Raw genomic sequence first — 25,064 nt, 5'->3', positions numbered from 1 at the left:
AATTATCGTTTCTTATTTCATTTCCTGGATCAAGCCTTCAACCAGAAGGACCGCTTTCTCTAAGTTGTCAACTGTTATGAATTCTTCTGTGCTATGGGAGTTGCTCATTCCAACGCCTAGAGTCACAGCTTTAATTCCTGCTTTGTTTAAAATGTTGGTATCGCTGCCGCCTCCTGTGGATTTTGGAGTGTAGGTTATATTTGATCTCCTCATTGCAGCTTCGGCAATCTTCAATATAGGGTCGCTGCTGTCGATAGAAAATCCGGTATAACAATCCTGAACATCGATCGTCAGCTTTGCATCAGCAGCATTGCAGGCATCTTCAAGGCATTTAATCATATGGTTCACCTGATCATCCAGCTTTTTAGGATCGAGGCTTCTGGCTTCTGCCTCCAAGCTTAAAAGATCACACACTATATTGGTCGAATGACCTCCGCGTATTATGCCGACGTTAGCTGTTGTTTCTTTGTCTATGCGGCCGAGCTTCATATTGCTTATGGCTCTGGCTGCCGTTGCAATCGCATCTATCCCTTTTTCCGGGCTTAAGCCTGCGTGGGCGGCTTTACCGTCTATTCTGGCGTTTATCAATTTTTGTGCAGGGCCATGAACTATGACTGTACCTACGTCACCGCTGCTGTCAAAAACAAATGCGGTTTTTGATTTTAACATAGAATGATCCAGATATTTGGCACCTAAAAGGCCGATTTCCTCACATATCGTAAATACTAATTCAATGTCGCCGTGAGATATATCCTTTTCAATTATAGATCTCACTCCCTCAAGAATGCTTGCAATGCCTGCTTTGTCATCTGCTCCTAAAATGGTGGTTCCGTCGCTTCTGATAACGCCGTCAATTATCTGAGGTTTTATATTAAGCCCCGGGTTTACCGTATCCAGGTGGGCTGCAAGCATAATAGCCGGTACATTTTTGTTTCCGGATATTTTAGCTATGAGATTGCCGGTATTTGAACCTGCTTTTATATGCGCATCATCAATTTTAGTTTCAAAGCCCATTTCCTCCAGCATCGCTTTCAGTCTGAGAGCCAAAGCTTTCTCGTCTTTACTGATGCTGTCGACTTTTACAATATCAAAGAAAGTTGAAATCAAGCGTTCTCTATTCAAACCCATACCTCCCAAATATTATAATTGTCCATATTATAGCATATAGTAGTTCCTTAAGCTTATATGAAATTTCCATTTATATTGAAGAAGACTTCATTCAATGTTAAAGTCAAGCTTTTTAACAGTTTTCGTTTCTATGAATATTATGATAATAAGGTTTAAAAAGAATTCAAAAAGTATTTTTGTTAGGGGTGTTTAGATGACTATTTATGTAGTAAAAAGGGGAGATAGCCTTTGGTCCATATCCAGACAATTTGGCGTCCCGGTAAACGCAATTATTGAGGCCAATGGTATTGCTGATTTACCTTTTTTGGTTGTTGGTCAGGCTTTGGCAATACCAAGGGAGTCAACAGTGTATACAGTAAGGCCGGGAGATTCCTTGTGGAGCATAGCAAATCAATTCGGTACCACAGCTGCCAGGCTTGCGGAGTACAATGGAATTTCAAATCCCGCTTTGATTTACCCAGGTATGCAGATCAGAATACCAAGCGAAGATAAAATGTACGGAGATATGGAAATAAACGCATATGCAGAGCAGGAAGCCGGAGCCCAAGCAGCTCAGGATGTTGCAGAAGTAGCCCCATATCTGACCTATGCAAGCCCTTTCAGTTATCAGGTCAATCCTGACGGGACTTTAAACAGCATAAATGATGAACCTATAATAGAGGCTGCCAGAAATAATGGAGTAGCGCCCTTGATGATTGTCACAAACTTCAGAAACGGAAATTTTGATACACAGCTGGCCCATGAAATACTGACGAATGAGAATATACAACAAACTCTTATTGACAATATAATTACAACCATGAAAAACAAGGGCTATTATGGGCTCAATATAGACTTTGAGAGGGTAGATCCAAATGATAGAGAGCTCTATAACAATTTTCTCAGAAAAATAACTCCCCAACTTCATAGCAACAATTTTGTAGTATCAACCGCATTAGCTCCGAAAACCACTGATGTAACAACGGGAGCTTGGCATGGCGCCCATGATTATAAGGCTCATGGTGAGATAGTGGACTTTGTTATTATCATGACCTATGAATGGGGATGGTCCGGAGGACCGCCTATGGCAGTTGCGCCAATTAATGAGGTAAGGAAAGTGCTGGATTATGCCGTTTCTGTCATACCAAGAGATAAAATTATGATGGGAGCACCTCTGTATGGCTATGATTGGTCGCTGCCCTATACTCCGGGCGGTGAATGGGCTAGGAGGATAAGCCCTGATGAAGCTGTCAGGTTGGCAGGAAGTGTTGGTGCCGAGATCCAATATGATGAAGAAGCTCAATCCCCTCATTTTAACTATACTGATAGCAGCGGGGTAGGTCATGAAGTCTGGTTCGAGGATGCACGAAGCGCGGAAGCAAAGAATATGCTGGCTGCAAGTATGGGCTTAAAGGGCATCAGCTATTGGGTATTGGGTGAGCCTTTTGTGCAAAACTGGACTGTTCTTGACAATATGTTCAATATTGTGAAAAGATTATAAGCAAGAATAACAGCTATATGTTAAGCGATATGATTGGCCACAGATCAGGGAATAAGTATTAATGTATCTCTGCAGAGGTTTTGTTGCGAATCTCAGACGGGGTTGAACCATTACCTAATTTGCTGAAAAATTGCGTTTTAGAAAGGTTTACAGTTCTGGATTCCATAATTTATTTCTGCAGAGATATATTTCTGCTCATCATTGAAGGGAATTGATAAAATCTTGTTGAATATACTAAATGTATTAAGTCACTTTGGAGGATAAAGATGGGCGATATGCAGAGACTGGATAAGGTGCTGGCAAATATGGGGTTTGGCAGCAGGAAAGAAGTAAAAAAGCTGATAAAATGCGGAGCAGTAGAAATTGATGATGCTGTTGCGACAGATGCAGAGATTAAGGTAGATCCTGAAAAACAAGCAATAAAGGTGAATGGATCTGTAATAAACTATCGAAAATACGTATATTTGATGATGAATAAGCCCCAGGGTGTCATAACGGCAACTGAAGATACAAGATCGACTACAGTATTAGATTTGATAGATGAAGAGCATCTGAATTTCTGCCCAAGCCCCGTAGGGCGGCTGGATAAGGATACAGAAGGCTTGCTCATACTTACAAATGATGGCGGGATGAATCATGGTTTAACTTCCCCCAGAAAGAATATTGACAAGGTATACCTTGCAGAGGTTGCCGGCAGGGTCGGCATGAAAGATGTTGAATTGTTCAGAAAAGGCATAACCTTAAAGGATGGGTACAAAGCTTTGCCGGCCGATTTGGAAATATTGGAGGAGGCTGCAATCTCAAGGGTCAATATTATAGTAAGAGAAGGCAAATATCATCAAGTAAAAAGAATGTTTGAAGCTGTCGATAAAAAGGTAGTCTATCTTAAAAGGCTGAGTATGGGCAATTTGAAATTGGATGAAGCTTTGATGCCGGGCGAGTATAGAGAGTTGACAGATCAAGAAGTAGAAAGATTAAGGTCGCTCATATAGGATATATGGTATTGTATAGAAAATGATTTGTTGATATTATTATATTAGATTTCTATCTAATTTAGGGGGAATTTTTATGCCTATGGAGATTTACAGTGATTTAAGGACTCCTGAGATAAAGGTCTTTTATTCACCTGTCATAGAATTGGTTTGCGCAGTGCATTTACTTACAGATCCAGCTCATCATCAATATGAGATAAAGTGGGCGGAAGAAATGATATCAATGCTCGGTACAGAAGAACTCGAGGCCTTGGAGAATATAAGGCATTATCCTAACGGAGGCATAGAATTTCTCAATTATGTGCTTGAAAGCAAAGAGTTGCTGAGTATAGAAAATTTTATTTACTATATAAATAACTCCGATAAAGCGGATTTTTTCTATTATTTATTAAATGAAAGCATAGACAAGGAAAGAATAAAAAAAGCCTTTAACAACAAAAATGAAAGGTATAAGATTCAGGAAAAAATTAAATGGATTGTAGAAGAAGATATGCTGATGAATTTCTTCGATAATCCTGAAGAAATAAAGAATGAAGCGGTAGCAATCTTGAAAGCTGTCTATCAAAAGGGCTTTCTTGATAGGCTGGACCAGGGAGCGGACAGGCTTGGAGAAGGGGTTTCCTATGTCAATGATTTTATTGGTAAGGATACTATTGAAGTGGTATTGGAGAAGATCACAGGAAAGCCTAAACGGGTTTTCAGCGGCTATAGGGAATATTACATTATACCATCTTATTTTGTATCGCCCAGGCTTATTAGGATATACTCCGACGATAAGCTCTACGTGGTTTTTGATTGCAGGGTCACAAGAGACAAGAAGGAAGCGCTATTGGATGAACTTTCCGGTCTCCTTAAGGTAATAGATGATAAATCCAGGATGGAGATATTAAGGATTTTGGTGAACGGTAAAAGTTATGGTAAAGCTTTGTCGGATATAATAGGGATTTCAACTCCCACTATATCCCATCATCTTGAAGTACTGAAGCAGGCAGGTCTTGTAAAAGAAGAAAAGCTGCGCAATATTAAATATTTCTATGCAGATAAGGATCGGCTAAAAAAAATAATTGATGATATAAATAAATACTTTTTTAATGCAGAGTAATCTATATGGGAAAAACTTTAACATCATTTATATTATTTGCCTTAGTAGCGGGCATTATAGTACCGCCTTTAGGTTATCTTGCAGTATTGGGCTTGCTGATAGCATTCATTGCTTCGGATAGAATCAAAGAATTATTGGATCCGATTATACAAAACAAGCCTTTCTTTTTGTTAATAGTATCTATATCGGTGTCTGCCTTGTTTTCAAAAATTTTTGTATCAAGCGCTATTTTTTTAGTATTTGTAATTCTGCAATCACTTTATTATTCTATGGCACAATACTATTTAAAGAATAGAGGCATCGGAAACCTGTTTAATGTGCTGAATTATATGGCGATAATTACTTCTTTATTCGGCTTATTTCAGTTTTTAACCGGAAATTTAGAAATCAATGAGCATTGGACAGGGTATAGTGAATCTTTATCATCATTGACCAGGATTTATTCAACTTTGTATAATCCTAATATTTTTGCAGCTTATTTAGTCATAAATATTTGTTTTATACTATCCTGGATTATTTATATGGATTATAAGCCCTCGAAGTATATTTCTCTGGTTTTATGTTCATTTTGCCTTATACTCACCTATTCCAGGGGAGCATTTGTGTCTTTAATTGCCGCGCTGGTGATAATGTATGCGTTGAAAAAAGATAGCAGATTCATATTGTACAGCGCTGCGATGATCATACTTTTTTTGCTGTTCAATAAAGGAGCAGGCTATGAAAGAATAAATATTGCAAGAATAAACAGTGATAGCAGCAGTGTTTACCGGATTGAGATATGGCGTACCAGTCTCCGTATTTTCATGGAGCACCCTTTTGTCGGCAATGGTGTAGGAACTTTATGGTATTCATTAAGTCAAGTATCCCCAAAGCTTTGGGGTGTTGTTTATCATGCACATGATATTTTTTTGCATTTTGCAGCAGAAACGGGGATTATCGGACTGGTATCATTTGTTAGCATATTTCATAGCCTTATGGCAGGATCGATGAAGAAGATTAAAAATGCTTGCGGCAGCTTGGAAAGATTTGCGGCTTTAGGCACGATAGGAACCAGTGTTGCCATTATGATACACGGCTTGATCGATGCTGTTATAGTGGTCCCCACTTTGACGCTGATACTGATGAATTATTATAGTTTGGCATGTTATGCATCAGGCTTTTTTAAGCCTATTACGCTTAAAAGCTGATTTGGTCTTATAGTCCCTGTAGCAAGCAGCATAATAGCATATATCCCTGAGCCCAATATATAAGAAAGCATCATATTGTACCTGAAGTTTGTGTAAGAAGTAAGATGAAAATTTGCCAGCGAAATAAATGCTAGCATAGGAATGGCGCACAATATCGGCTTTAAAATGCATTTTTTCGTATCGACTCTGATTGGAGTGTTTTTGTTTATTATCCTTAGGCAGCTTAGTATCACAGATAATGAACTTATTCCGAGACCAATAACGTAACCGTAGATATTCAGCCTAGGCATTGGCATGAGAATAATAATACTTGTAACCATTATTATTATATTAAGGATAGTGGACTCTAAAACCTTTCCTTGAAAATTTAAGCCGTTCATGATCGCCATCAAGACGAAAAGCCAATATTCCAAGACACATGGAATAGAAGACCAAAACAGCAGTTTGCCCGCTTGCGGGCAGTTGAACAATACGCTGCAAAGCTCTTTTGGAAATAGCATAAAGGCAATCGTTGCACCGAGGCCGATTATGGAAGCAATGGTAAGGGAATCATTATATTTTTTATTCAATACAGCCCAATTTTTATATGTAAAAGAAAATGCCACTGAGGGTATAAGGGTTATTGATAAGGAGCCGATTATTATCATGGGGAAATATATTAGAGGCAGAACCATACCTGTCAGCTGGCCGTATAATGAAAGGGATAATTGCTTGGTAAAGCCTGCCTTTATCAATTGATCCGGTATCAATGCCGCATCCAGCATGTCTAAAATTGTATTCACTGCACCACTTATAGATAAGGGAATAACGACCTTTAGCATATTGCTTATGATAAACATGGCGGAATCTGTTCTCATAGCTGCTGCAGCTATGATTTTTTTCCTTCTATAGGTTATGTAGAGCAGGAACAAGCTGAGCAGTTCGCCTGTCACCATGGCCGTCATAGCTCCTGCGCATATATATTCTATGCCATAATCTATAAGATAATTTGTAGTCATTATCAGCACCACAAGCCGGATCAGTTTTTCCGCAATATCGATAAGCGCAGGAATCTTTACTTGCTCGGTACCATAAAAGTAGCCTTTAAGCACAGCTGCTAAAGCAATAAAGATTATAGCGGGAGAGAATATAATTACTGAATAAAAAGTACGCTCATCATTTAAAATATTGTTTGCTAAAAAGCCGGCATTAAATGCAATAAGACTGCTGAAAGTTACGCTCCATAACCCTGATATCAGAACAGCAATCTTTATAGTCTTACCAATATTAGAATAATTGTGCCTGGCCTTGTTTTCTGCAACCAGCTTAGATATGGAGGTAGAAAGGCCGCCGGATACCAGCTGGATGAAAAGCATGTAAAGAGGCATGATCAGCTGATAGACGCCCATACCCTCAGCGCCTATGGATTTTGATAAGAATATTCTATATATGAAGGATAGTATTCCAGTTACAAGATTTACCAATGTAAGTATAAAGGCACCTTGAAGATAAGTCATATTATCCAATGTCATAAAGCTTCTCAACCCCTTTCACTATATAATATTTATGGTTCAACAAAAATATTAATGAAATGGGCAAAAGAAAAAGCAGCCCACTAGGGCTGCTTCAGATCGAGAACTATTTTAGCTCTATAACCTCTATAGCTTTTCCATTTAGAAGGTTTATTTTTACTTCACTGTTTATGGCTAAATCCGTTGGTTCTGCGTCACTGTCAAGCATATCAAAGGATGTGTCTGCAGTAATGTCAAATTTCATCTGTGACTTATCTACTAATAGCGTGATGCTTTTTACTTTTTTGTTTGCAATTTCAATATTTTTAATTTTTCCTTCAAAGGTTTCTTCAAAATTAACTGCGTCTATACGAACTACTTTGCTGTTTAATAGCTCCAGATTCACTTTCATGCCAAATTCTAATTTTGAAAGCTCTGATGCTTCGCCATCCAGAGTGACCTCTGCATCTTCCTCAATAGAATAGGTAGTGAATCTATTTTCATATTTTATCCTTATCTGTTTTTTTGCTGTGTCCACCAGTTGGATAGTGCCTTCGGCATCTTTCACTTCATAATCTGCAGATATTTTAGTCACTAAATCATTCAATATAGTAAGCTTTACCTTCATACCTGATTTTAAATCATCAAGGGACTTTTCTTTATTGTTGATATATACTTGTATGTCTTCTGCCATTTCGTATTTTGTAAGCACGGAATTAGTTCCTGCCTTTATATATATGTAGGCATCATCTGCCTTGGAGAAAATCCCACTTGCTGTAGTTGCTTCATCCTTCAAAGCTTCAATGGATTTTTGAGACAAAACATTTCCGTTTTCATCTACAAAGTTTACTTTTGATATGTTATCAAAACTGTCAAATTTAACAACAGTATAGGGATAAGTTAGTGCTTGAGTTACGAATGAGTCTTTATCCGGCTCTGTTTCTTTGACAACTGCTTCAACGATATATTTTCCGTTTAGCTTATATCTTTGAATATCTTCAATTTCTATGCTGTAGCCTCCGGTATTCTTTCTGCCCATGAAGGCTGCAAGATATATAGCATCATTGTACTTATAAGCTTTATATCCCTTTGTTGCCCTTGAAGTGTCGATATATCTTTGTATAGAAGCAGGAAGCTTGCTATAGCTTACATCAGTAAAATCTATATACTCCCTATCTTCATCATCGTCATCTTCATCATCTGTATAGCCGATTACTTCGATGAATATGACTTGCTTGTCACTGCCAAGCACTATATCAAGTACATCGCCTTCAGATAAATCATATATGTCTGTATATTCGTTGTCCTTATATACTATTACATTATCTATAGTTTTATAGTATACTGTTTTACCATTATATATGGCGGTCAATTTATTATTGGTATCATCATAAGCCTTAAAGACAACTTTTGCTTCATTTTGATTATCTTCATAATCATCAAGATAGTCGCCGGCTTTGTCGATCAATACTGCAATTTCTGCTCTTGTCAAAGGTTCATTGGGTTTAAACTGTCTGTTTTCGTTGCCTGTCATTATGCCAAGGTCATTTATCAAATAAACATAGCCTCTGGATGCTTTAGGAACTGCATCAGCATCTTTGAAATCAAGCTTGCTGTTCATATATTCTTCAGCATCCTTTGATTTGCCTATTGCTCTTATCAAGTATTTTGCTAATTCATGGCGCTTTATAGGCTGGTTTGGATTGAAGCCTTTAATTTCCTCAGGTAGCAAAATACCCTTATCAACGGCTACAAATAGGTAGCCCCAACCCCACTGAAGGTTCCAATTGCTCTGATATTGATTAAAAATAGGATGGACTTTGTTATTTTTCTCAGACTCGTCTTCGCGGCCTGTCAGCTTTAATATCAAAGTCAAAGCCTCCATATTTGTGACTTTATTTTGAGGCTTATAGCTTTTGTCCGAATAGCCGCTTATGATGCCTTTTGCCCCCAACTTCTCAATAGCTTTCATTGCCCAGGCCATATTCTCCATATAATCTTTTGAGTCGCAGAATTTGAAGTTTAAATTCCCTGGATTTAGCTTTGAGTTCTTTGATTTGCTGGTTTTACCCATGTTGATAGTCATTTTTCCCTTTACTTCTAGTTTCGCCTTATCATTGTCTGCATAAGCCAAAACAGGAGTCGTAACCGCTGATATAGCTATGGCAGCCGATAAGCATAAGGCTGTAATCTTCATATTTTTCATTGTCAATCTCCTCCTTATTAGTTTTTTTTAACTATTTGCTATACAATACGTAACACAGTATAATTTTAGGTAACAATGTAAATTAGGCTCCAAAAAAAAAAAAAAGTCGTATTAATATAATAAGAAGTCGGGTGATGATATTGCTCAAAAATCCATTTAAAAAGGAAAAGGACATTCATGATAGAGTCCGAATGAGTAAAAATGGTGATTTATGCGAAAGAAATGGACTTATACAGGATTATAAGCCTTTTATTATAAATGTAGTAAGTAAAGAGACCGGGAGATTTGTTTCCGATGGTGACAGTGATGAGCTTAGCGTAGGCCTGATAGCTTTTAATGAAGCAATAGACAGGTTTGATATTGAAAGATCAAAATCTTTTTTAAGCTTTGCAGAGAGAGTAATAAAGAATAGGCTTATTGATTTCTATAGAAAGGAAAAAAAGAATTTTGATACAATTCCTATCTCATATTTAAATGAGATCTATGAAGGAGAAGATATTGAAGAGAGATTATTTGTAGATAGCAGCCAGTGGGAAGACCAAGATGTTTCAGAAGAGATGGAAGATTTTATAAAAAAGCTGCATGGCTTTGGGATCTCGATAGAAGATTTGGTTGAAAGCAGTCCAAAGCATTTAGATTCCAGAAAAAATTCAGCAAGAATTGCCTCGCAAATAGTCAAGGACGAAATTCTAATGAAAAAAATAATGGACAGCAGAAAAATTCCGGTTGCAGAGATTGAAAGAAATTTACATATCAGCAGAAAAGTGTTGCATAAAAATAAAAAATTTATTCTGGCTGTATGCCTTATACTGCTGAGCAATAATGAAATAATAAAAGGCTATGTGTATAACTTGCTGAAGGAAGTGGATTAGATGAGAAAAGGCGTGGTGATTAAATTAAACAAGGACAAAGCAACTTTAATGGCTGAAGATTGCACATTTTGCGATATTAAAGCTTTTAAAGGGATGTACCAGGGTATGGAGGTATGCTTTAATGACGTGGATATCTTGAAAAGAAGGCTTGTTTTTAAAGCCAATAGATATGTCAATGCTGCCTGCTTTATGCTTTTGATCTTCTGCAGCTACCTTTTCCTCAGCTTCTATCAAGAAAACATAGCTGCATATGCTTATGTGGGCATTGATATCAATCCAAGCATCGAGCTAGCCCTGAATAAGAAAGGAATAATTATTGGCAGCAGAGGACTGGATGATGAAGGCAAAGAACTGCTGGAGAAAATAAATATAAAAAAAATGGACAGCGTTGAAGGTGTTAAACAGATAATTGCAAAAACCATCGATATGAACTACTTGGATAAGAATGAAAGCAATGAAATAACCTTGTACGCAATCATGGAAAAAGAAAACAACCAAAACGGAAATGAGCTGATAGAAAAAATGGAAAATGCTATAAAAGAAGAAGTAGTGGCTCATAGCATAGATGGAAAAATCAATGCATTTGTTTCTGATAAAGAGGTTAAGGATAAAGCAGATAAAATGGGAGTATCGGTAGGACAGTATATATCTAAAAAAGCAAAGACAACTAAAGCAGAAGATAAGGTTGCTAAATACAAAAAAGACAAAAACGATAAAGCAGATAAAGCTGCCGAATATAAGAAAGACAGAGAAGATAGAATTGCCGAATACAAGAAAATCAAAGAAGACAGAGCTGCTGAATATAAAAAGGATAAAGCAGATAAAGATGCTGAATACAAAAAAGAAAAAGAAGATAAAAGTGCTAAAGATAAAAAAGATAATAATAACAATAACAATATAAAAAAGAATAAGCCCGGTGCTTTTGAGGATAACAATAAAAAATATGAATCCATAAAAAATAAATATAAGGATATGAACATAGAAACTAAAAAGAATAATTCTAAATTAAAGCAAAAGGATAAGTATAACAAGCAAGGTAATGAAAAAATAAAGAGCGATAGCAATAAAAATACAAAAAATAGAAATTGACAAGGGAAAAGATTTGTGTTATTTTTATTTAAGTACCTTTAAACTAGTCCTGCGAGGCTGGGAAGGTGATGAATAATTGTTTTACTTATGTTATTATCAACCTTCCAGCCGATGTTGGAAGGTTTTTGTATTACCTTTAAACTAGTCCTGTGAGACTAAGAAGGAGGAGAGATTATGAATTTAAAAGGAAGACATCTTATTGATCCGGGAGATTTCTCATTGTCAGAGCTGGATTCAATTTTTAGTCTGGCAGAAAAAATGATTGAAAATGGGGAAGAATTCTCTCAAATATGCAAAGGAAAGATACTCGCAACTTTATTTTATGAGCCAAGCACGAGAACACGTCTAAGCTTTGAGGCAGCTATGCTTAGAATGGGTGGAAAGGTACTTGGCTTTTCTGATGCCAATGTAAGCTCGGCAGCTAAAGGTGAAAGCATGGCAGATACCATAAGAGTTATATCTTCTTATGCAGATATCGCCGTAATAAGGCATCCGAAGGAAGGTGCACCAAGATTGGCATCCAAGTATTCCGATATACCCGTCATAAACGGAGGCGACGGAGGCCATCAGCATCCGACCCAAACATTAACAGATCTGCTGACTATAAAGATGCTTAAAGGATCCATATCAGGAAATACTGTGGCTTTTTGCGGTGATTTAAAGTTTGGAAGAACGGTCCACTCTTTGATTAAGACCTTGTCAAGATATTCCGATAATAAATTTATACTTGTTTCACCAAAGGAATTGAGACTGCCTGATCATATTAAGCACGTGCTGCAGAATGAAGCACATGCAGAGATATTAGAAACAGAAGACTTAGAAGCCATAATCAACAACATAGATATTCTATATATGACAAGGATTCAAAAAGAAAGATTTTTTAATGAAGCTGATTATGTAAGGCTTAAGGATAGTTATATATTGAACCGAAGCAAGCTCAGGGACTCTAAAAAGGATATGCTGGTAATGCACCCCCTTCCAAGGGTGAATGAAATAAGCTATGACGTCGATGATGATGAGAGAGCTGCTTATTTTAAACAAGCCCGATTTGGCGTATATGCCAGAATGGCACTGATGGCATCACAATTGGGGGTGAATATCAATGCTTAAAGTTGAAAGCATCCATTATGGAATAGTGATCGACCATATAACTCAAGGAAAAGGTAAAAAAATATTTGACAAGCTGAACCTTGGTGAAGCTGATTTCCCTGTGGTGCTGCTTAGAAATGTAACGAGCAGCAAATACGGTAAAAAGGATATCATTAAAATTGAAAACTGCATAGATGTTGATATGACCATATTAGGCCTCATTGATCCAAATGTAACCATAAATATAGTTGAAAATGAAACAATAACTAAAAAGATGAAGGTTGAGATACCAGAGGAAGTCCATGGATTGTTTAAATGTAAAAACCCCCGCTGCATAAGCAATGCGGAGGATAATATTAGCCCGCTTTTCAAATTGGTTAAAGTCAATGGAACGGTGGAGTATTCATGTGAATATTGCGAGGAGCATACGTCCTATATGCTATAAAAGGATATATTTCAATGCAAGTTCGGCAGTATTGGCGATTGAGTCTTTATGAGTCCTTTCATAGGAATGTGAAGCATATACTCCCGGTCCTATAAGGCCGAACTTGATATCAAATCCGGATCTCAGAGCGGAACCTGCATCAGAACCATAGTGAGGATATATATCTACCTTATAATCTATATCATTATCCTTCGCCAGTTTAACAAGGCGGCTTCTAAGGCTAAAGTCATAGGGGCCGCCGCTGTCTTTAGCGCATATTGATACGGCATATTCGCTTGAATTCTGTCCTGTTCCGGGGGCACCCATGTCAAGGCACAATAGCTCTCTGACACTAGGCATAAGACCGGAGCTTGCCCCATGTCCAACTTCTTCATAGTTGGTTATAAGGATTTGTACTGAATTTTCGAGGGATATATCGTTATCAGTGATATGCTTGCACAATCCTACTAAAATGGCAACGCTCGCTTTATCATCCAAATGCCTGGATTTAATAAAACCGCTTTCGGTATATTCAAATCTGGGATCAAAAGTGATAAAATCACCGACTTCAATGCCTAGTTCAGCTACCTCATCGGTAGAAAATACTTTTTCATCGATTACGATCTCCATATTTTCCAAGCTTCTTTCCAAGGTTTTGCAATCCTCATGGATATGTACTGATGGCTTAATTGTATAAATTGTACCTGTGTGCAAAGTATTTTGGGAAGTGTGGATGGAACAGTTTTCGCATTCAATAGAACCCATGGAATACCCGCCGATAGTTGCAAATGAAATTCTGCCGTTTTCCTTGACTTTTTTTACCATGGCTCCCAGCGTATCTGTATGAGCAGCTAAAGCTTTTTGAGGTACGGAATTTTTCCCTGGTATCAAGGCTGACAAAGATCCCTTATTTGTTAAGCTTGTGATGATACCAAAGGATTTCAGTTCTTCTTCGACCAATGCTATTGCATTTTGAGTAAAACCCGAAGGGCTGGGGGTCTCACATAATTTTTTCATAAAGGACACAATATAATCAATGTTCATTTTGCATCGCCTCCGTTTCTTAACAAAATCATTATAGCATAAAGGAAGAAAAGAGTGGAGCAGGATGATTGTTCAGAATATTTAGACTTATTACCGAATATATGATATAATAAAATAAAAGGGGTGTTTTATATGAGATTACCAGTACTAAATATAGGCATGTCTAAAACTATCCAAAAGAAAATAACCGAAGAAGACACAGCGCTGTATTTCGGCAGCGGCTCCATAAAGGATCTGCTGGCTACGCCCGTACTATCGGCCTTGATGATCGAAGCTGCGGTTTCTGTAGTAGACCCCCTTCTCCCGGACAATTACATCACTATCGGCAAATTTTTAAGCATCGATCATTTCCAGCCGACGGTAAAGGATATGACGGTTACGGTCAATGCTTCCATATCAGAGATTGAAAATAACAGAATCGTTTTCCAACTTAAAGCATACGATGAGCTAGGCGAGATTGGCAGTGGACATCATGAGCGACATATTGTCAATCATAGCCTGCTCAGAGAAAAGGTCAGCAAGAGAATAGAAGAGTTACAGCCTCAGCCATAAATATAAGGAGATTAAGATTGGGCTGTTGCATAACGCATTCAACATCTTAAAGGTTCTTCACTGTGCTCAGAATGGCAAAATTGGAATTTCGCGACAGCCTCATTGATTATATTTTGAATTCTACTCTAACAACTTTGCCCATTATATTAATATTTCTCTGACTTGATAAAATGGGCTGATATTCATAATTGTCGGCATAAAGAAGAATATCTTCCTTCTCCAGAAAAGCTATGCGCCTGATATAGCATTTATTTCTCTCCGTATATAATATTATATCTCCATTTCTTATGGAATCTGTGATAAAGACAAGAGCCAGATCACCCTTTAAAATTCTTGAATTAGCCATGGCATTATCCTGTGCAATATAATAAACGAATTCTCCAACGGGAACATTGGTTGCCTTGTTCTGAAACACCGGCTCATATTTGTAATCCACTATATCATTTTTATTAGGAAAATCCTTTACTGAGGTCATTTTATCAATAACGGGAATCTTCCTGACAGCCTTGGACAATGCTGATGATATGGCATTATCCTCTTCAATAGGCTTTTTATCAGTAATTTTATGTTTTGGTGCTTTGGGTTCGTTTTTTTCATCATCTTCTTCAAAGTATTGGGAAAAATATGAGGGTTCAAGCAAGTCAACGCTTATACCAAGGGCTTTGGAAATAGATTCAATGAGCTTTTGATTGGGAATCTTTTTTCCAGACTCAATATCAGCCAGGTACTGTTCAGTAACCCCGGACTTCTTAGCAAGCTCTTTTAAAGATAAATTCTTCTTATTTCTTGTGTTTCTTATATTTGTACCAATGATACTCATCTAAAAGCCTCCATTATTAATGTTGATTTCTCTGCAATCGTTATCGGTATGAACAACAGAGATTCACAAATGAGTCATTGCAGTAGACTCAATGTTAAAAAAAATTAATAAGCCATAAAATAAATTTACTTGTAAATGCATATTATTTATATTATCATAATATCACTATAGATGAAAGCTTGGTAAATAATTGTAAACTTTTTGTAACAGCCTGAAACATTATTTATTTTTTTACGTCTATGTAGTATAATAACATAATAAAAATTGAATAATGCTCATACTTTCGCTGAATTCCTTTGAGAGGAAACGGGGGAACCAATAATATGGGGTGAATCCCACTTTTGTGGGTAGGGCCATTCTCTTTCGGTCCGAATCCGTCAGCTAACCTCGTAAGCGTGGGAAGAGGAGGTTTGGGTGTATAAGGTTTATACGCTTTATGAAGTGTATTGAAAAACCTTAAGCCGTGGATTCCTCCGCGGCTTTTTTTATAGCTCCTGCCTCCCCTGACAATCTTATTTTACTAATAATAAAGGAGGTATAACTATGGTTGTAGTTAATAAAACCAGTGTAGAACTGAATCACTTCATATTGAAAAAGCTTTTAAGAGTGAGGAAAGCAAACAAAAATGATTTGAACGAAATATATGGCATCGCCTGCTCTGTGGGCAGCTCAGAAAAAGTATCCGAGCAGGGTTTTTTGGTGGACGATTATAGATCCAATCCGAAATTTTATAAGAAGAAGCTATTGAAAGGCATCAACAGCCTTGATCACTTCTATGTTGCTGAATATGATAAAATATACGGTTTTATGATGACATATACGAAAGAGCAATGGCTGGCAGATAATCCGGATTGGCTTACAGAGGTGTATTGGAGGCCGGATTTTGATAAAAGCAAGCTGGATAATTTCGTTGTTGTAGATAAAACTGCTATAAAGGCAGACTTGACAGGGCAAGGTATAGGTAGTCTTATTTATACAAGATTATTATCTGATCTGAAAAGTGAGGGTATCCACAATATCTTTGCGGAGACAATAATAAGCCCTCAACCCAATTTTGCTTCTCTTCAGTTCAGAAAAAAACAAAAGTATAGCCTTGCTGGAATGCGATATGAAGATTATAACAACAATCTATATACAGATCTGATATACCACAAAAAGGTAGAGTAATAATGAATATAATAAAAGCACTCCATATGGAGTGCTTTTATTATATTCATTATTCAATTATCTTCCAGACATGCTTCTTTCAGCCTGTTCTATCATCTTCTTAACCATGTTTCCGCCAACTCTTCCGGCATCTCTTGCTGCTAAGTCACCATTGTAGCCTTCCTTCAGATTTACGCCTACTTCAGAAGCTACTTCATATTTCATTCTATCAAGAGCGGCTGTAGCTTGAGGTACTACTTTACGATTTGTTCTTGCCATTAATATCACCTCCTGCTATTATATTTTACTTTTTTAATTAAAATATTAGTGTTATATTTTGCATATGGTGCTAAGTATTTCTTAGGAAAGTATTTATATTTAGAATAAAAAGTACCATAGCCAAGAAAACCTGATATATTATGCATATTTCCCGATAAATCCTTGAATAATCAAAATAAAGACGAAATAAGAATCTTTAATTTAAACTATCAATATGATATAAATAATATATGAAAGTCAAAGAAAGTCAAAGTCAAAGGGGTGAGGATTATGGATATAAACAAGCTGACACAAAAAGCCCAAGAAGCAGTTTTTGAAGCACAGAATCTGGCGATCAAGCTTAACCATCAATCTATGGATACAGAGCATTTGCATCTTGTTTTGCTGTCGCAAAAGGATAGCTTGATTTCCAAAATATTGACCAAAATGAATATTCCATTTGATTTTTATTATAAGGATTTAAATGATGAATTATTCAAAATGCCGAAGATATATAGCAGCAATAGCAATATTTCAATCACCAGAAGGTTTGAAGAAGTATTCATAAAGGCCGAGGAAGAGGCTAAAAAATTTAAGGATGATTTTATAAGCGTTGAGCATCTCTATTTAGCTATTATAGATGAGAGGAATAGTCCTTCAGAGAAAATAGCAAAAAAATATGGTGTAAACAGAGAAAGATTTCTGAAAGAGTTGTCCTTGATCAGAAGCAATCAAAGGATCACCAGCCAAAATCCCGAAGAGACCTATGAAGCTTTGGAGAGATTCGGAAGAGATTTGGTTGAAGATGCGAAGAAAGGAAAGCTTGATCCTGTTATCGGGAGGGATTCTGAAATACGGCGCATCATAAGGATACTTTCAAGAAGAACAAAAAATAATCCGATATTGATAGGCGAGCCGGGAGTGGGTAAAACTGCTGTAGCCGAAGGACTGGCTCAGAGGATTATGAAGGGCGATGTGCCTGAGGGATTGAAAGGCAAAACCATATTTTCCCTGGATATGGGAGCGCTTATTGCCGGAGCAAAATATCGCGGAGAGTTTGAAGAAAGGCTTAAAGCAGTTTTAAAAGAGATCGAGAGCTCCAATGGCAGGATAATACTTTTTATTGATGAGATACACAATATAGTTGGAGCGGGCAAGACAGAAGGCGCTATGGATGCCGGAAACCTGCTGAAGCCTATGCTTGCAAGGGGCGAACTCCATTGCATAGGTGCGACAACCATGGATGAATATAGGAAATATATAGAAAAGGATGCCGCATTGGAGAGGAGATTTCAACCCGTTGTAGTTGAGCCGCCTACCGTAGAAGATACCATATCGATTCTAAGGGGATTGAAAGAAAAGTTTGAGATACATCATGGAGTAAGGATACAGGATAATGCATTAATATCCGCTGCAGTTTTATCAAACAGATATATAAGCGACAGATTCTTGCCCGATAAGGCAATCGACTTGGTCGATGAAGCAGCAGCTATGCTGAGGACAGAGATTGACAGCATGCCTGCGGAACTCGATGAAATAATGAGAAGAATAATGCAGCTGGAGATAGAGAGGGAAGCATTAAAAAAGGAAGATGACAAACAGTCCATGGAAAGGCTTGAAATGCTGAATAAGGAGCTTTCGGATCTGAAAGGCAGAAGTGATGTTATGAAAGCACAGTGGGAACTGGAAAAAGCAGGTATTAAAAGCATAAGGGAAATAAAAAAAGAAATTGAAAGTGTTAAGGCCCAGATAGAAAAAGCTGAGCGGGAATATGATTTAAACAAGGTAGCGGAGCTTAAATATGGCAAACTCACAGCACTGGAAAGGAAGCTGAATGAAGAGAAGCTCAAGCTGGAGGATTTGCAAAAAGGAGAGCAGCTTCTGAAAGAAGAAGTGACAGATGATGAGATATCGGAAATAATTTCAAAATGGACTGGAATCCCGATGACCAGGCTTATGGAGAATGAAAAGGATAAGCTTTTGCGATTGGATGAGGTGCTGCATGAAAGAGTTATCGGCCAGGACGAGGCGGTATCTGCAGTAGCAGATGCGGTGATCAGGGCGCGAAGCGGTCTGAAGGATCCAAGAAAGCCCATAGGTTCATTTATATTTTTAGGACCCACAGGAGTCGGGAAGACGGAGTTGGCAAGGACCTTGGCTCAAGCATTGTTTGATACCGAAGATAATATGGTCCGCATAGATATGTCCGAATACATGGAGAAGCATACTGTATCCAGGCTTATCGGAGCTCCTCCAGGTTATGTAGGATATGATGAAGGCGGACAGCTGACAGAGGCAGTGAGAAGAAAGCCTTATACCGTAATACTATTTGATGAGATCGAAAAAGCCCATCACGATGTTTTTAACATCCTGCTGCAGATCCTGGATGATGGAAGAGTCACCGACAGCCATGGTCATGCGGTTGATTTCAAGAATACGGTCATCATAATGACCTCAAATATCGGCAGCTCATATCTATTGGAAAGCATAGACAAAAAAGGAGCATTGGATGATAAGACACAAGATGCTGTTGTAGCTGAGATGAAAAAGCATTTCAGGCCGGAGTTTTTAAACAGAGTTGATGATATAGTATTCTTTAAGCCCTTAAGCAAAGATGAGGTATTAAAGATAATCGATCTGCAGTTTAGGCGCATTGCCGAGCGCTTGAAGGGCAGAGAAATAGAAATCCGATTGAGTGAAGATGCCAAGAATTTCATTCTTGAAAATGCATATGATCCTGTATATGGAGCAAGACCTATAAAGAGGTATTTGCAAAAGAGCATTGAAACATTTATAGGCAGGGCATTGATTTCAGGCGAAATCGCAGAAGGTCAAAAGGTATTGATCAGCAGGGACGGAGATAAACTGAATTTTAAAAAGCTGTAAGGCTGCTACAGATAAGATCATCTCCACTGGATATATTCTGGCAGAGATGATTTTTGCTTCCTTCTATATGATATAATTCAAAATATATAGATTAATATAATACTGGAGGGGATAATATGAGTACCATAATAAGAAATCAAGAGTCACTGGAGTGGATTAGGAATCCTAAGCATAGGGATGTATTCCTCAGGCATCTGGCTACTTCCAAAGAAAATGACAGATTATCAGCTCATATAGTGAAAATAGAAAAGGATGGAGAAATTGTGCCTCACACCCACGAAATACTTGAGGTGTTTTATATAATGAAAGGCGAGGGCCTGGTTTTGGCAAATGGAGAAAGGGTAAAGGCCGCAGCCGGAGATTGCATCATAGCCCATCCGGGAGAAGAGCATGGGCTTATTAACACAGGTGAAGGGGAAATACTTTTATATGCAGTGTTTTCACCGGCGAATTGTTGATTAAGGCGGAGATCAAATGAGGGATATAAGGATCACAGAAAATGAAGCAGGCCAAAGGCTGGATCGATTCCTGAGGAAGCTGTTGAAAAAAGCATCCTTGAGCGAAATATACAAACGCATAAGAACAGGCAAGATAAAAGTAAACGGTAAGAAATCTAGGGAAGCCAATATGCTTGTTGTTGGAGACATAGTTACTTTGAATAATATCGATATGGGAGTCGAGCCTCTGCCTAAGAAGAAGGCGGCCAAATGCGGGGATATCAAAATAGTTTACGAGGATGAAAATATTATAATTGTTGATAAGCCTGCCGGACTGCTAAGCCATCCTCAAAGCGCCCAGGATAAGGACACGCTTATATACAGGATACAGCACTATTTAGAATCTGCTGAAGGGCTTAGTAGCTCTCCAACATTTTCGCCTGCTATATGCAACAGGTTGGATAGAAATACTGCGGGCTTAGTTATTGCTGCAAAAAATTACAAAAGTCTCAAAGCCATCAACGAGATGATAAGGGCGAGAAGCCTGAAAAAGCTTTATCTGTGTGTAGTAAAGGGCATTACGGAAGCAAATGGGGAAATAATAGGTCTATTAGAAAAGAATGAAAACAGCAGAAAAGCATTTTTAGCAGGGGAAGGGGATGAAAGAGGAAAGGAAGCCAAAACATATTATGAGAAAAAGTGTGATAATGTTGAATATTCCTTGCTCTCGGTTGAACTGGTCACAGGGAGATTCCATCAAATAAGGGCTCATCTATCAAGCATCGGCCATCCTGTAATAGGCGATGCCAAATATGGAGATAAAAGGGTTAATGAATATTTTGAGAAGAGGTTTGGACTGAACCATCAATTTCTAATGGCTCATATATTAATCTTCAATAATCCTCCTAAAGAATTGCAATATTTAAAAAACAAGACATGGCACAGCAGCATGCCAGAAGAATATGAAGCAATAATTAAGCATCTCTTCGGTCAGCGAACCCTATAGGAAGACGGAACATTACAGAGGACTTCATATAAAGTCAATATCCTATCTCGAATAAATAGGGATTAATGACTATTGGGAGCTATAACAACGGCTATGGAAGGCTGAACACCGAGAAAAAATCCTAACAATAGTATATAATTAATATATAATTTTATTGCAAAATTTAGATTTCAATCTGCTGTGCTGGCTGATAAAAGAGTACATTGTGAAGGAGCTTACAAAGTCTTAGTTTCGGAGCTCTGCAATCGTTATCAGCCAACACAACAGAAATTTACAAACTGTTGGTAAAGAGCTATTGCAGTAAAATCATATATAAAGTGAATTAAATGCTTTCAGAATTTCGGAGGTGTTTATCAAGGTTGAAAGGCATTTTATTATTATCAAAGTCGGATTTAAAGCGAGGTGTTATGATGAAGGATAATAATAAAGCATTACTTTCAAAACCGGAAGCCTACCAAAACATAATCAGACTATTAAAGCTACAAGAGCGGTTGTCTTCTGACGAGACATTGAAGCGTGCAAAGCAGATGCAAAATGGAAGTAAGAGCTGTACAGCAGTTAATCCAATAATTTAAGTTAAAAAAGCAGATGATTTATCTGCTTTTTATCTTTTTGCCTTGTATATTTTATAGCATATGTATTAGAATTATTATGGCTGTTTAAATAGTGAATTTATCCTATTAGGGAATAGGGGAAGTCTATATGAAAAAAAATATACCATACTTTCAGTGCGTGGCTGTAATAGTAACTTTGAGCGTTTCTCTGATTCTTAATATATTTGTTTTTAATAAACCGTTGTATTTTGGACTTATTATAGGATTAATTGCATCATTTATTGTCGGAATTATTAACGGATATGATATAAGGATATTGATCAATTTTGCATATGCAGGCTTGAAAAAAAGCTCCAAGGTATTGATCATGCTATCAATGATAGCTATGCTGATAGGCATATGGAAAATCGGCGGTGTAATACCTGCTATGCTGTATTACAGCTTTGGAATGATAAACGAGAGGATATTTCTTGTATCCTCATTTATTATATCCTCAGCAATATCTATGCTCATGGGAACTTCTACCGGTACGGTAAGTAGTGTTGGTATCGTCCTGCTCGGATTAGGAAGCGCAATGAATATCCCGCTTCCTGCTATAGCCGGTACGGTAGTATCCGGAGCCTTTTTTGGGGACAGGTCATCACCTATATCAAGTGTATTCAATCTTGTTTCAACCATGACCGAAACAAATCCCCATGAAAATTTCAAATATTTATTGAAAACTATATCTATAGGAGCGGCATTGGCCATCATTTTTTATTTTGTCATAGGGCTGAATTATGCTGATATGAGCGCCAATGCGGATAATATCATAGATTATAAAAATTTGATGACCCAATATGTACGTATATCGCCTTTGCTTTTGATACCTCCTGTTATACTGATGGTTTTCTATGTTTTAAAGTTTACGCCTTTGTATACTATGGCAGCATCAGTTGCTATTGGAGCAATTTTCTCTATTGCCTACCAGAGGATTTCTATTATTGAATTGGTAAAGGCGGCATTTGTGGGATTCCATCCCTCAATACCTGCCGAATACAGTGTTGTCCTTGCAGGAGGAGGACTTGTTTCTTTTAGAACCATGCTCATTGTGATCGTATGTGCTACTTCATTAAATGGAGTATTTGAAGGTACCAAAATGGTGGAAACCTTAATCAAGCCTGTATTGAAAAGGATCAAAACATCAAGAGAGCTTATGCTCTTTACTGTAGGCTTTAGTATTGTTTCGGCATTGTTTATGTGCAATCAGGTGATATCAATAATAATACCATCCGGAGTGCTGTTGGAGAGATATAAAGCTATGGGAATCGACAAGAAAGAGTTTGCCAGATTGCTTTCAGATTCAGGAGTCATGGTGAGCTCCATAATACCTTGGAATGTTGCAGCCTTGACGCCGGCATCTATTATGGGGGTATCGGTGATAAGCTATTTGCCATATGCATTTTTATCCTATATCATGCCTATAATATCAGCAGCAAACATACTATTTTTTCAAAATAATAGTTTAGAGCTTAAAAGAGGTAATATAAATGAAAAATCACATAGTTAAATTAGGTATGAGCAGGAAATCGTTGATAGCATACTTGAAGGAAGATATGGATCTATCCTCAAGAGGAGCTAAGGCTCTATTGGGGAGAGGAATTCAAATTAACGGGAAAAAAGCGTATGGAGATTCGCGGCTGAAAGACGGCGACCTTCTTCTCATTGAAGAAGATCTGAAAAAAGATAATATAGCTCCACAGAAGATGGAGATTGACATCTTATATGAAGATGATGATATAGTAGCAGTCGACAAGCCGCCTTATATGGTAGTTCATCCAACAAAAAACCACAAGAAAGGGACTCTGGCAAATGGGCTGAGATACTATTTTGATGAGAAGGATATAAATGAGCCCGTGAGGTTTTTTAACAGAATTGATATGAATACCTCAGGAATAGTTATTATACCAAAGAGCTCTCGAATACATAGCTTGATGGACAGATATTCTGCCGGGAGCCTGGAAAAGAAATATATGGCTGTGGTTTCGGGAATACCGAAGAATAAAAAAGGCAGGATAGAATCTCTTATAAGCGATCATCCGGATGAGGCCGGTAAAAGATATCTATCAGATGAGGGAAAATTTGCAGTTACTGAATATGAGGTATTAGAAGAGTATGCTTCTGCATCGCTTTTAGCCCTATCTATAAAAACCGGGAGAACCCATCAAATAAGAGTTCATTTGAGCGGTTTGGGACATCCTATATTAGGTGACACCCTATATGGAGGGGACGATGCTAGAATAAAGAGACAGGCTCTTCATGCATCTGAACTCAGCTTCACACATCCGGTCAGAGATGAGCGTATAGCCATTAAATCTCAGCTTCCCTCCGATATTTTGATGCTGCTGAAAGGGCTTAAGGAGGATTTATTAAATTGAAGGAGCATAATGAATATATCATTGATGAGCAATATTCAGGCAGATGCATAAAGGATTTTCTGATAAATAAATTAGGAGTTTCTCATAGGAACCTGGTCAATCTGAAGAAGAATTCGGCTATACTATTAAACGACGAAGCAGCTTATGTCAATGCAAGGCTGACAATGGGCGATAGAGTCGAGATTTTTTTGATGGACAAGGGATCAGAAAATATTTTACCGGAAGCTTTTGCCCTTGATATAATTTATGAAGATGATTATCTCATTGTTGTAAATAAAGAAGCAGGGATGCCGGTGCACCCCACGAAAGGCCATTTTACGGGAACTGTTGCCAATGCTTTGGCTTACTACTGGCGGGATAAGGGTAAGAATATTAAAATCAGACCTATAAACAGGCTTGACAAGGATACATCAGGGCTTGTGCTTTTTGCAAAAAACTCTCATGTTCAGTATATGATGTCCAAGGAGAAATTTTCATTTCGGAAGGAGTATATTGCTGTTGTTGAGGGCTTAATGGAAAAAGAAGTCGGCATTATCGACCTGCCTATAAAAAGGGAGGGCAGTCACACCATAAGGCGAACAGTAAGCCAAGATGGACAAAGGGCAGTTACTTCTTATAAGTCGATTAAAAAGAAGGAAGCAGCAACTTTGCTTAGGGTCAACCTTGTCACAGGGCGCACACATCAGATAAGGGTCCATATGTCTTCTTCCGGTCATCCCTTGTTTGGGGATGAGTTGTACGGAGGCAGCAGAGAGATGATACAAAGGCAGGCGCTCCATGCAGAAAAAATATTTTTTATCCATCCTGCAACAGGATCAGATATAGAGTTGCATGCAAAAATACCCAGGGACATAAAGCTGCTATGTGATGTATTGGGTTTTTAGC

Annotated in this window: 23 protein-coding genes and 1 riboswitch; of the genes, 17 read left to right on the top strand and 6 right to left on the bottom strand. The window is 37.8% G+C overall.

What is annotated here, in order from left to right; all coding sequences use genetic code 11:
• Window positions 1–12: 12 nt before the first annotated feature.
• Entirely contained in the window at window positions 13–1,128 is a 1,116-nt protein-coding gene (locus LJD61_RS01285) for a M20/M25/M40 family metallo-hydrolase (RefSeq protein ID WP_408614540.1), read from the bottom strand.
• 193 nt (window positions 1,129–1,321) lie between these two features.
• On the opposite strand from LJD61_RS01285, the gene LJD61_RS01280 reads away from it, so the two are divergent.
• From LJD61_RS01280 to LJD61_RS01265, 4 genes are all read left to right on the top strand, one after another.
• On the top strand, window positions 1,322–2,608 hold the full coding sequence (locus LJD61_RS01280; RefSeq protein WP_255225681.1) for a LysM peptidoglycan-binding domain-containing protein: 1,287 nt from the start codon (window positions 1,322–1,324) through the stop codon (window positions 2,606–2,608).
• Window positions 2,609–2,883: 275 nt separating this feature from the next.
• On the top strand, window positions 2,884–3,600 hold the full coding sequence (locus LJD61_RS01275; RefSeq protein WP_255226005.1) for a pseudouridine synthase: 717 nt from the start codon (window positions 2,884–2,886) through the stop codon (window positions 3,598–3,600).
• Between the two features lie 76 nt (window positions 3,601–3,676).
• Complete coding sequence (locus LJD61_RS01270; RefSeq protein ID WP_255225680.1) at window positions 3,677–4,702, top strand: ArsR/SmtB family transcription factor; 1,026 nt, start codon at window positions 3,677–3,679, stop codon at window positions 4,700–4,702.
• Between the two features lie 5 nt (window positions 4,703–4,707).
• On the top strand, window positions 4,708–5,889 hold the full coding sequence (locus LJD61_RS01265) for an O-antigen ligase family protein (RefSeq protein WP_255225679.1): 1,182 nt from the start codon (window positions 4,708–4,710) through the stop codon (window positions 5,887–5,889).
• Here LJD61_RS01265 and spoVB read toward each other — a convergent pair.
• Together spoVB and LJD61_RS01255 are read right to left on the bottom strand one after the other, a co-directional pair.
• Window positions 5,847–7,400: a stage V sporulation protein B gene (spoVB, locus tag LJD61_RS01260; RefSeq protein WP_255225678.1), complete on the bottom strand. Its 1,554-nt coding sequence runs from the start codon at window positions 7,398–7,400 to the stop codon at window positions 5,847–5,849. The genes LJD61_RS01265 and spoVB overlap by 43 nt on opposite strands.
• A 106-nt stretch (window positions 7,401–7,506) precedes the next feature.
• Window positions 7,507–9,585, bottom strand: coding sequence for an S-layer homology domain-containing protein (locus tag LJD61_RS01255; protein WP_255225677.1), 2,079 nt, complete (start codon window positions 9,583–9,585; stop codon window positions 7,507–7,509).
• A 134-nt stretch (window positions 9,586–9,719) separates the two neighbouring features.
• Between LJD61_RS01255 and sigI the strand changes: the two genes are divergently transcribed.
• The 4 genes from sigI to LJD61_RS01235 all read left to right on the top strand — a co-directional run bounded on the left by sigI (window position 9,720) and on the right by LJD61_RS01235 (window position 13,080).
• Window positions 9,720–10,457 (top strand): RNA polymerase sigma-I factor, encoded by a 738-nt coding sequence (sigI, locus tag LJD61_RS01250; RefSeq protein ID WP_255225676.1) that lies wholly within the window; start codon window positions 9,720–9,722, stop codon window positions 10,455–10,457.
• A complete protein-coding gene (locus LJD61_RS01245; RefSeq protein WP_255225675.1) occupies window positions 10,458–11,546 on the top strand; it encodes an anti-sigma factor domain-containing protein in 1,089 nt (362 codons plus the stop codon).
• 174 nt (window positions 11,547–11,720) lie between these two features.
• Window positions 11,721–12,656 carry an aspartate carbamoyltransferase gene (gene pyrB / locus LJD61_RS01240; RefSeq protein ID WP_255225674.1) on the top strand — a complete coding sequence of 312 codons (936 nt, stop codon included), beginning with the start codon at window positions 11,721–11,723 and terminating at the stop codon, window positions 12,654–12,656.
• Window positions 12,649–13,080, top strand: a complete 432-nt coding sequence (locus LJD61_RS01235) for an aspartate carbamoyltransferase regulatory subunit (protein WP_255225673.1) — start codon at window positions 12,649–12,651, stop codon at window positions 13,078–13,080. Before pyrB ends, LJD61_RS01235 begins: the two co-directional genes overlap by 8 nt.
• Here LJD61_RS01235 and LJD61_RS01230 read toward each other — a convergent pair.
• Window positions 13,075–14,103, bottom strand: coding sequence for a M42 family metallopeptidase (locus LJD61_RS01230; protein ID WP_255225672.1), 1,029 nt, complete (start codon window positions 14,101–14,103; stop codon window positions 13,075–13,077). The two genes, LJD61_RS01235 and LJD61_RS01230, sit on opposite strands and share 6 nt — an antisense overlap.
• A gap of 132 nt (window positions 14,104–14,235) precedes the next feature.
• On the opposite strand from LJD61_RS01230, the gene LJD61_RS01225 reads away from it, so the two are divergent.
• Window positions 14,236–14,655, top strand: coding sequence for a thioesterase family protein (locus LJD61_RS01225; RefSeq protein ID WP_255225671.1), 420 nt, complete (start codon window positions 14,236–14,238; stop codon window positions 14,653–14,655).
• Between the two features lie 106 nt (window positions 14,656–14,761).
• Here LJD61_RS01225 and LJD61_RS01220 read toward each other — a convergent pair whose 3' ends face one another.
• Window positions 14,762–15,475, bottom strand: a complete 714-nt coding sequence (locus tag LJD61_RS01220; protein ID WP_255225670.1) for a helix-turn-helix domain-containing protein — start codon at window positions 15,473–15,475, stop codon at window positions 14,762–14,764.
• 274 nt (window positions 15,476–15,749) lie between these two features.
• Window positions 15,750–15,885, top strand: a riboswitch (cyclic di-AMP (ydaO/yuaA leader).
• 133 nt (window positions 15,886–16,018) lie between these two features.
• On the opposite strand from LJD61_RS01220, the gene LJD61_RS01215 reads away from it, so the two are divergent.
• A complete protein-coding gene (locus tag LJD61_RS01215) occupies window positions 16,019–16,642 on the top strand; it encodes a GNAT family N-acetyltransferase (protein ID WP_255225669.1) in 624 nt (207 codons plus the stop codon).
• Window positions 16,643–16,699: 57 nt separating this feature from the next.
• Here LJD61_RS01215 and LJD61_RS01210 read toward each other — a convergent pair whose 3' ends face one another.
• Window positions 16,700–16,900, bottom strand: coding sequence for an alpha/beta-type small acid-soluble spore protein (locus LJD61_RS01210; protein ID WP_255225668.1), 201 nt, complete (start codon window positions 16,898–16,900; stop codon window positions 16,700–16,702).
• 270 nt (window positions 16,901–17,170) lie between these two features.
• Between LJD61_RS01210 and clpB the strand changes: the two genes are divergently transcribed.
• From clpB to LJD61_RS01175, 7 genes are all read left to right on the top strand, one after another.
• Window positions 17,171–19,765 (top strand): ATP-dependent chaperone ClpB, encoded by a 2,595-nt coding sequence (clpB, locus tag LJD61_RS01205; protein ID WP_255225667.1) that lies wholly within the window; start codon window positions 17,171–17,173, stop codon window positions 19,763–19,765.
• A 116-nt stretch (window positions 19,766–19,881) separates the two neighbouring features.
• Window positions 19,882–20,223: a cupin domain-containing protein gene (locus LJD61_RS01200; protein ID WP_255225666.1), complete on the top strand. Its 342-nt coding sequence runs from the start codon at window positions 19,882–19,884 to the stop codon at window positions 20,221–20,223.
• Between the two features lie 16 nt (window positions 20,224–20,239).
• Window positions 20,240–21,208: an RluA family pseudouridine synthase gene (locus LJD61_RS01195; RefSeq protein WP_255225665.1), complete on the top strand. Its 969-nt coding sequence runs from the start codon at window positions 20,240–20,242 to the stop codon at window positions 21,206–21,208.
• 410 nt (window positions 21,209–21,618) lie between these two features.
• Entirely contained in the window at window positions 21,619–21,783 is a 165-nt protein-coding gene (locus LJD61_RS01190) for a hypothetical protein (protein WP_255225664.1), read from the top strand.
• Between the two features lie 127 nt (window positions 21,784–21,910).
• A complete protein-coding gene (locus LJD61_RS01185; RefSeq protein WP_255225663.1) occupies window positions 21,911–23,311 on the top strand; it encodes a Na+/H+ antiporter NhaC family protein in 1,401 nt (466 codons plus the stop codon).
• Window positions 23,292–24,179: an RluA family pseudouridine synthase gene (locus LJD61_RS01180; RefSeq protein ID WP_255225662.1), complete on the top strand. Its 888-nt coding sequence runs from the start codon at window positions 23,292–23,294 to the stop codon at window positions 24,177–24,179. Before LJD61_RS01185 ends, LJD61_RS01180 begins: the two co-directional genes overlap by 20 nt.
• On the top strand, window positions 24,176–25,063 hold the full coding sequence (locus LJD61_RS01175) for an RluA family pseudouridine synthase (RefSeq protein ID WP_255225661.1): 888 nt from the start codon (window positions 24,176–24,178) through the stop codon (window positions 25,061–25,063). Before LJD61_RS01180 ends, LJD61_RS01175 begins: the two co-directional genes overlap by 4 nt.
• The last annotated feature ends 1 nt before the right edge of the window (window position 25,064 follow it).

It is taken from the genome of Lutispora saccharofermentans (assembly GCF_024363565.1).
Taxonomy (GTDB): domain Bacteria; phylum Bacillota; class Clostridia; order Lutisporales; family Lutisporaceae; genus Lutispora; species Lutispora saccharofermentans.
This window is presented reverse-complemented; position numbering and strand designations above follow the sequence as displayed.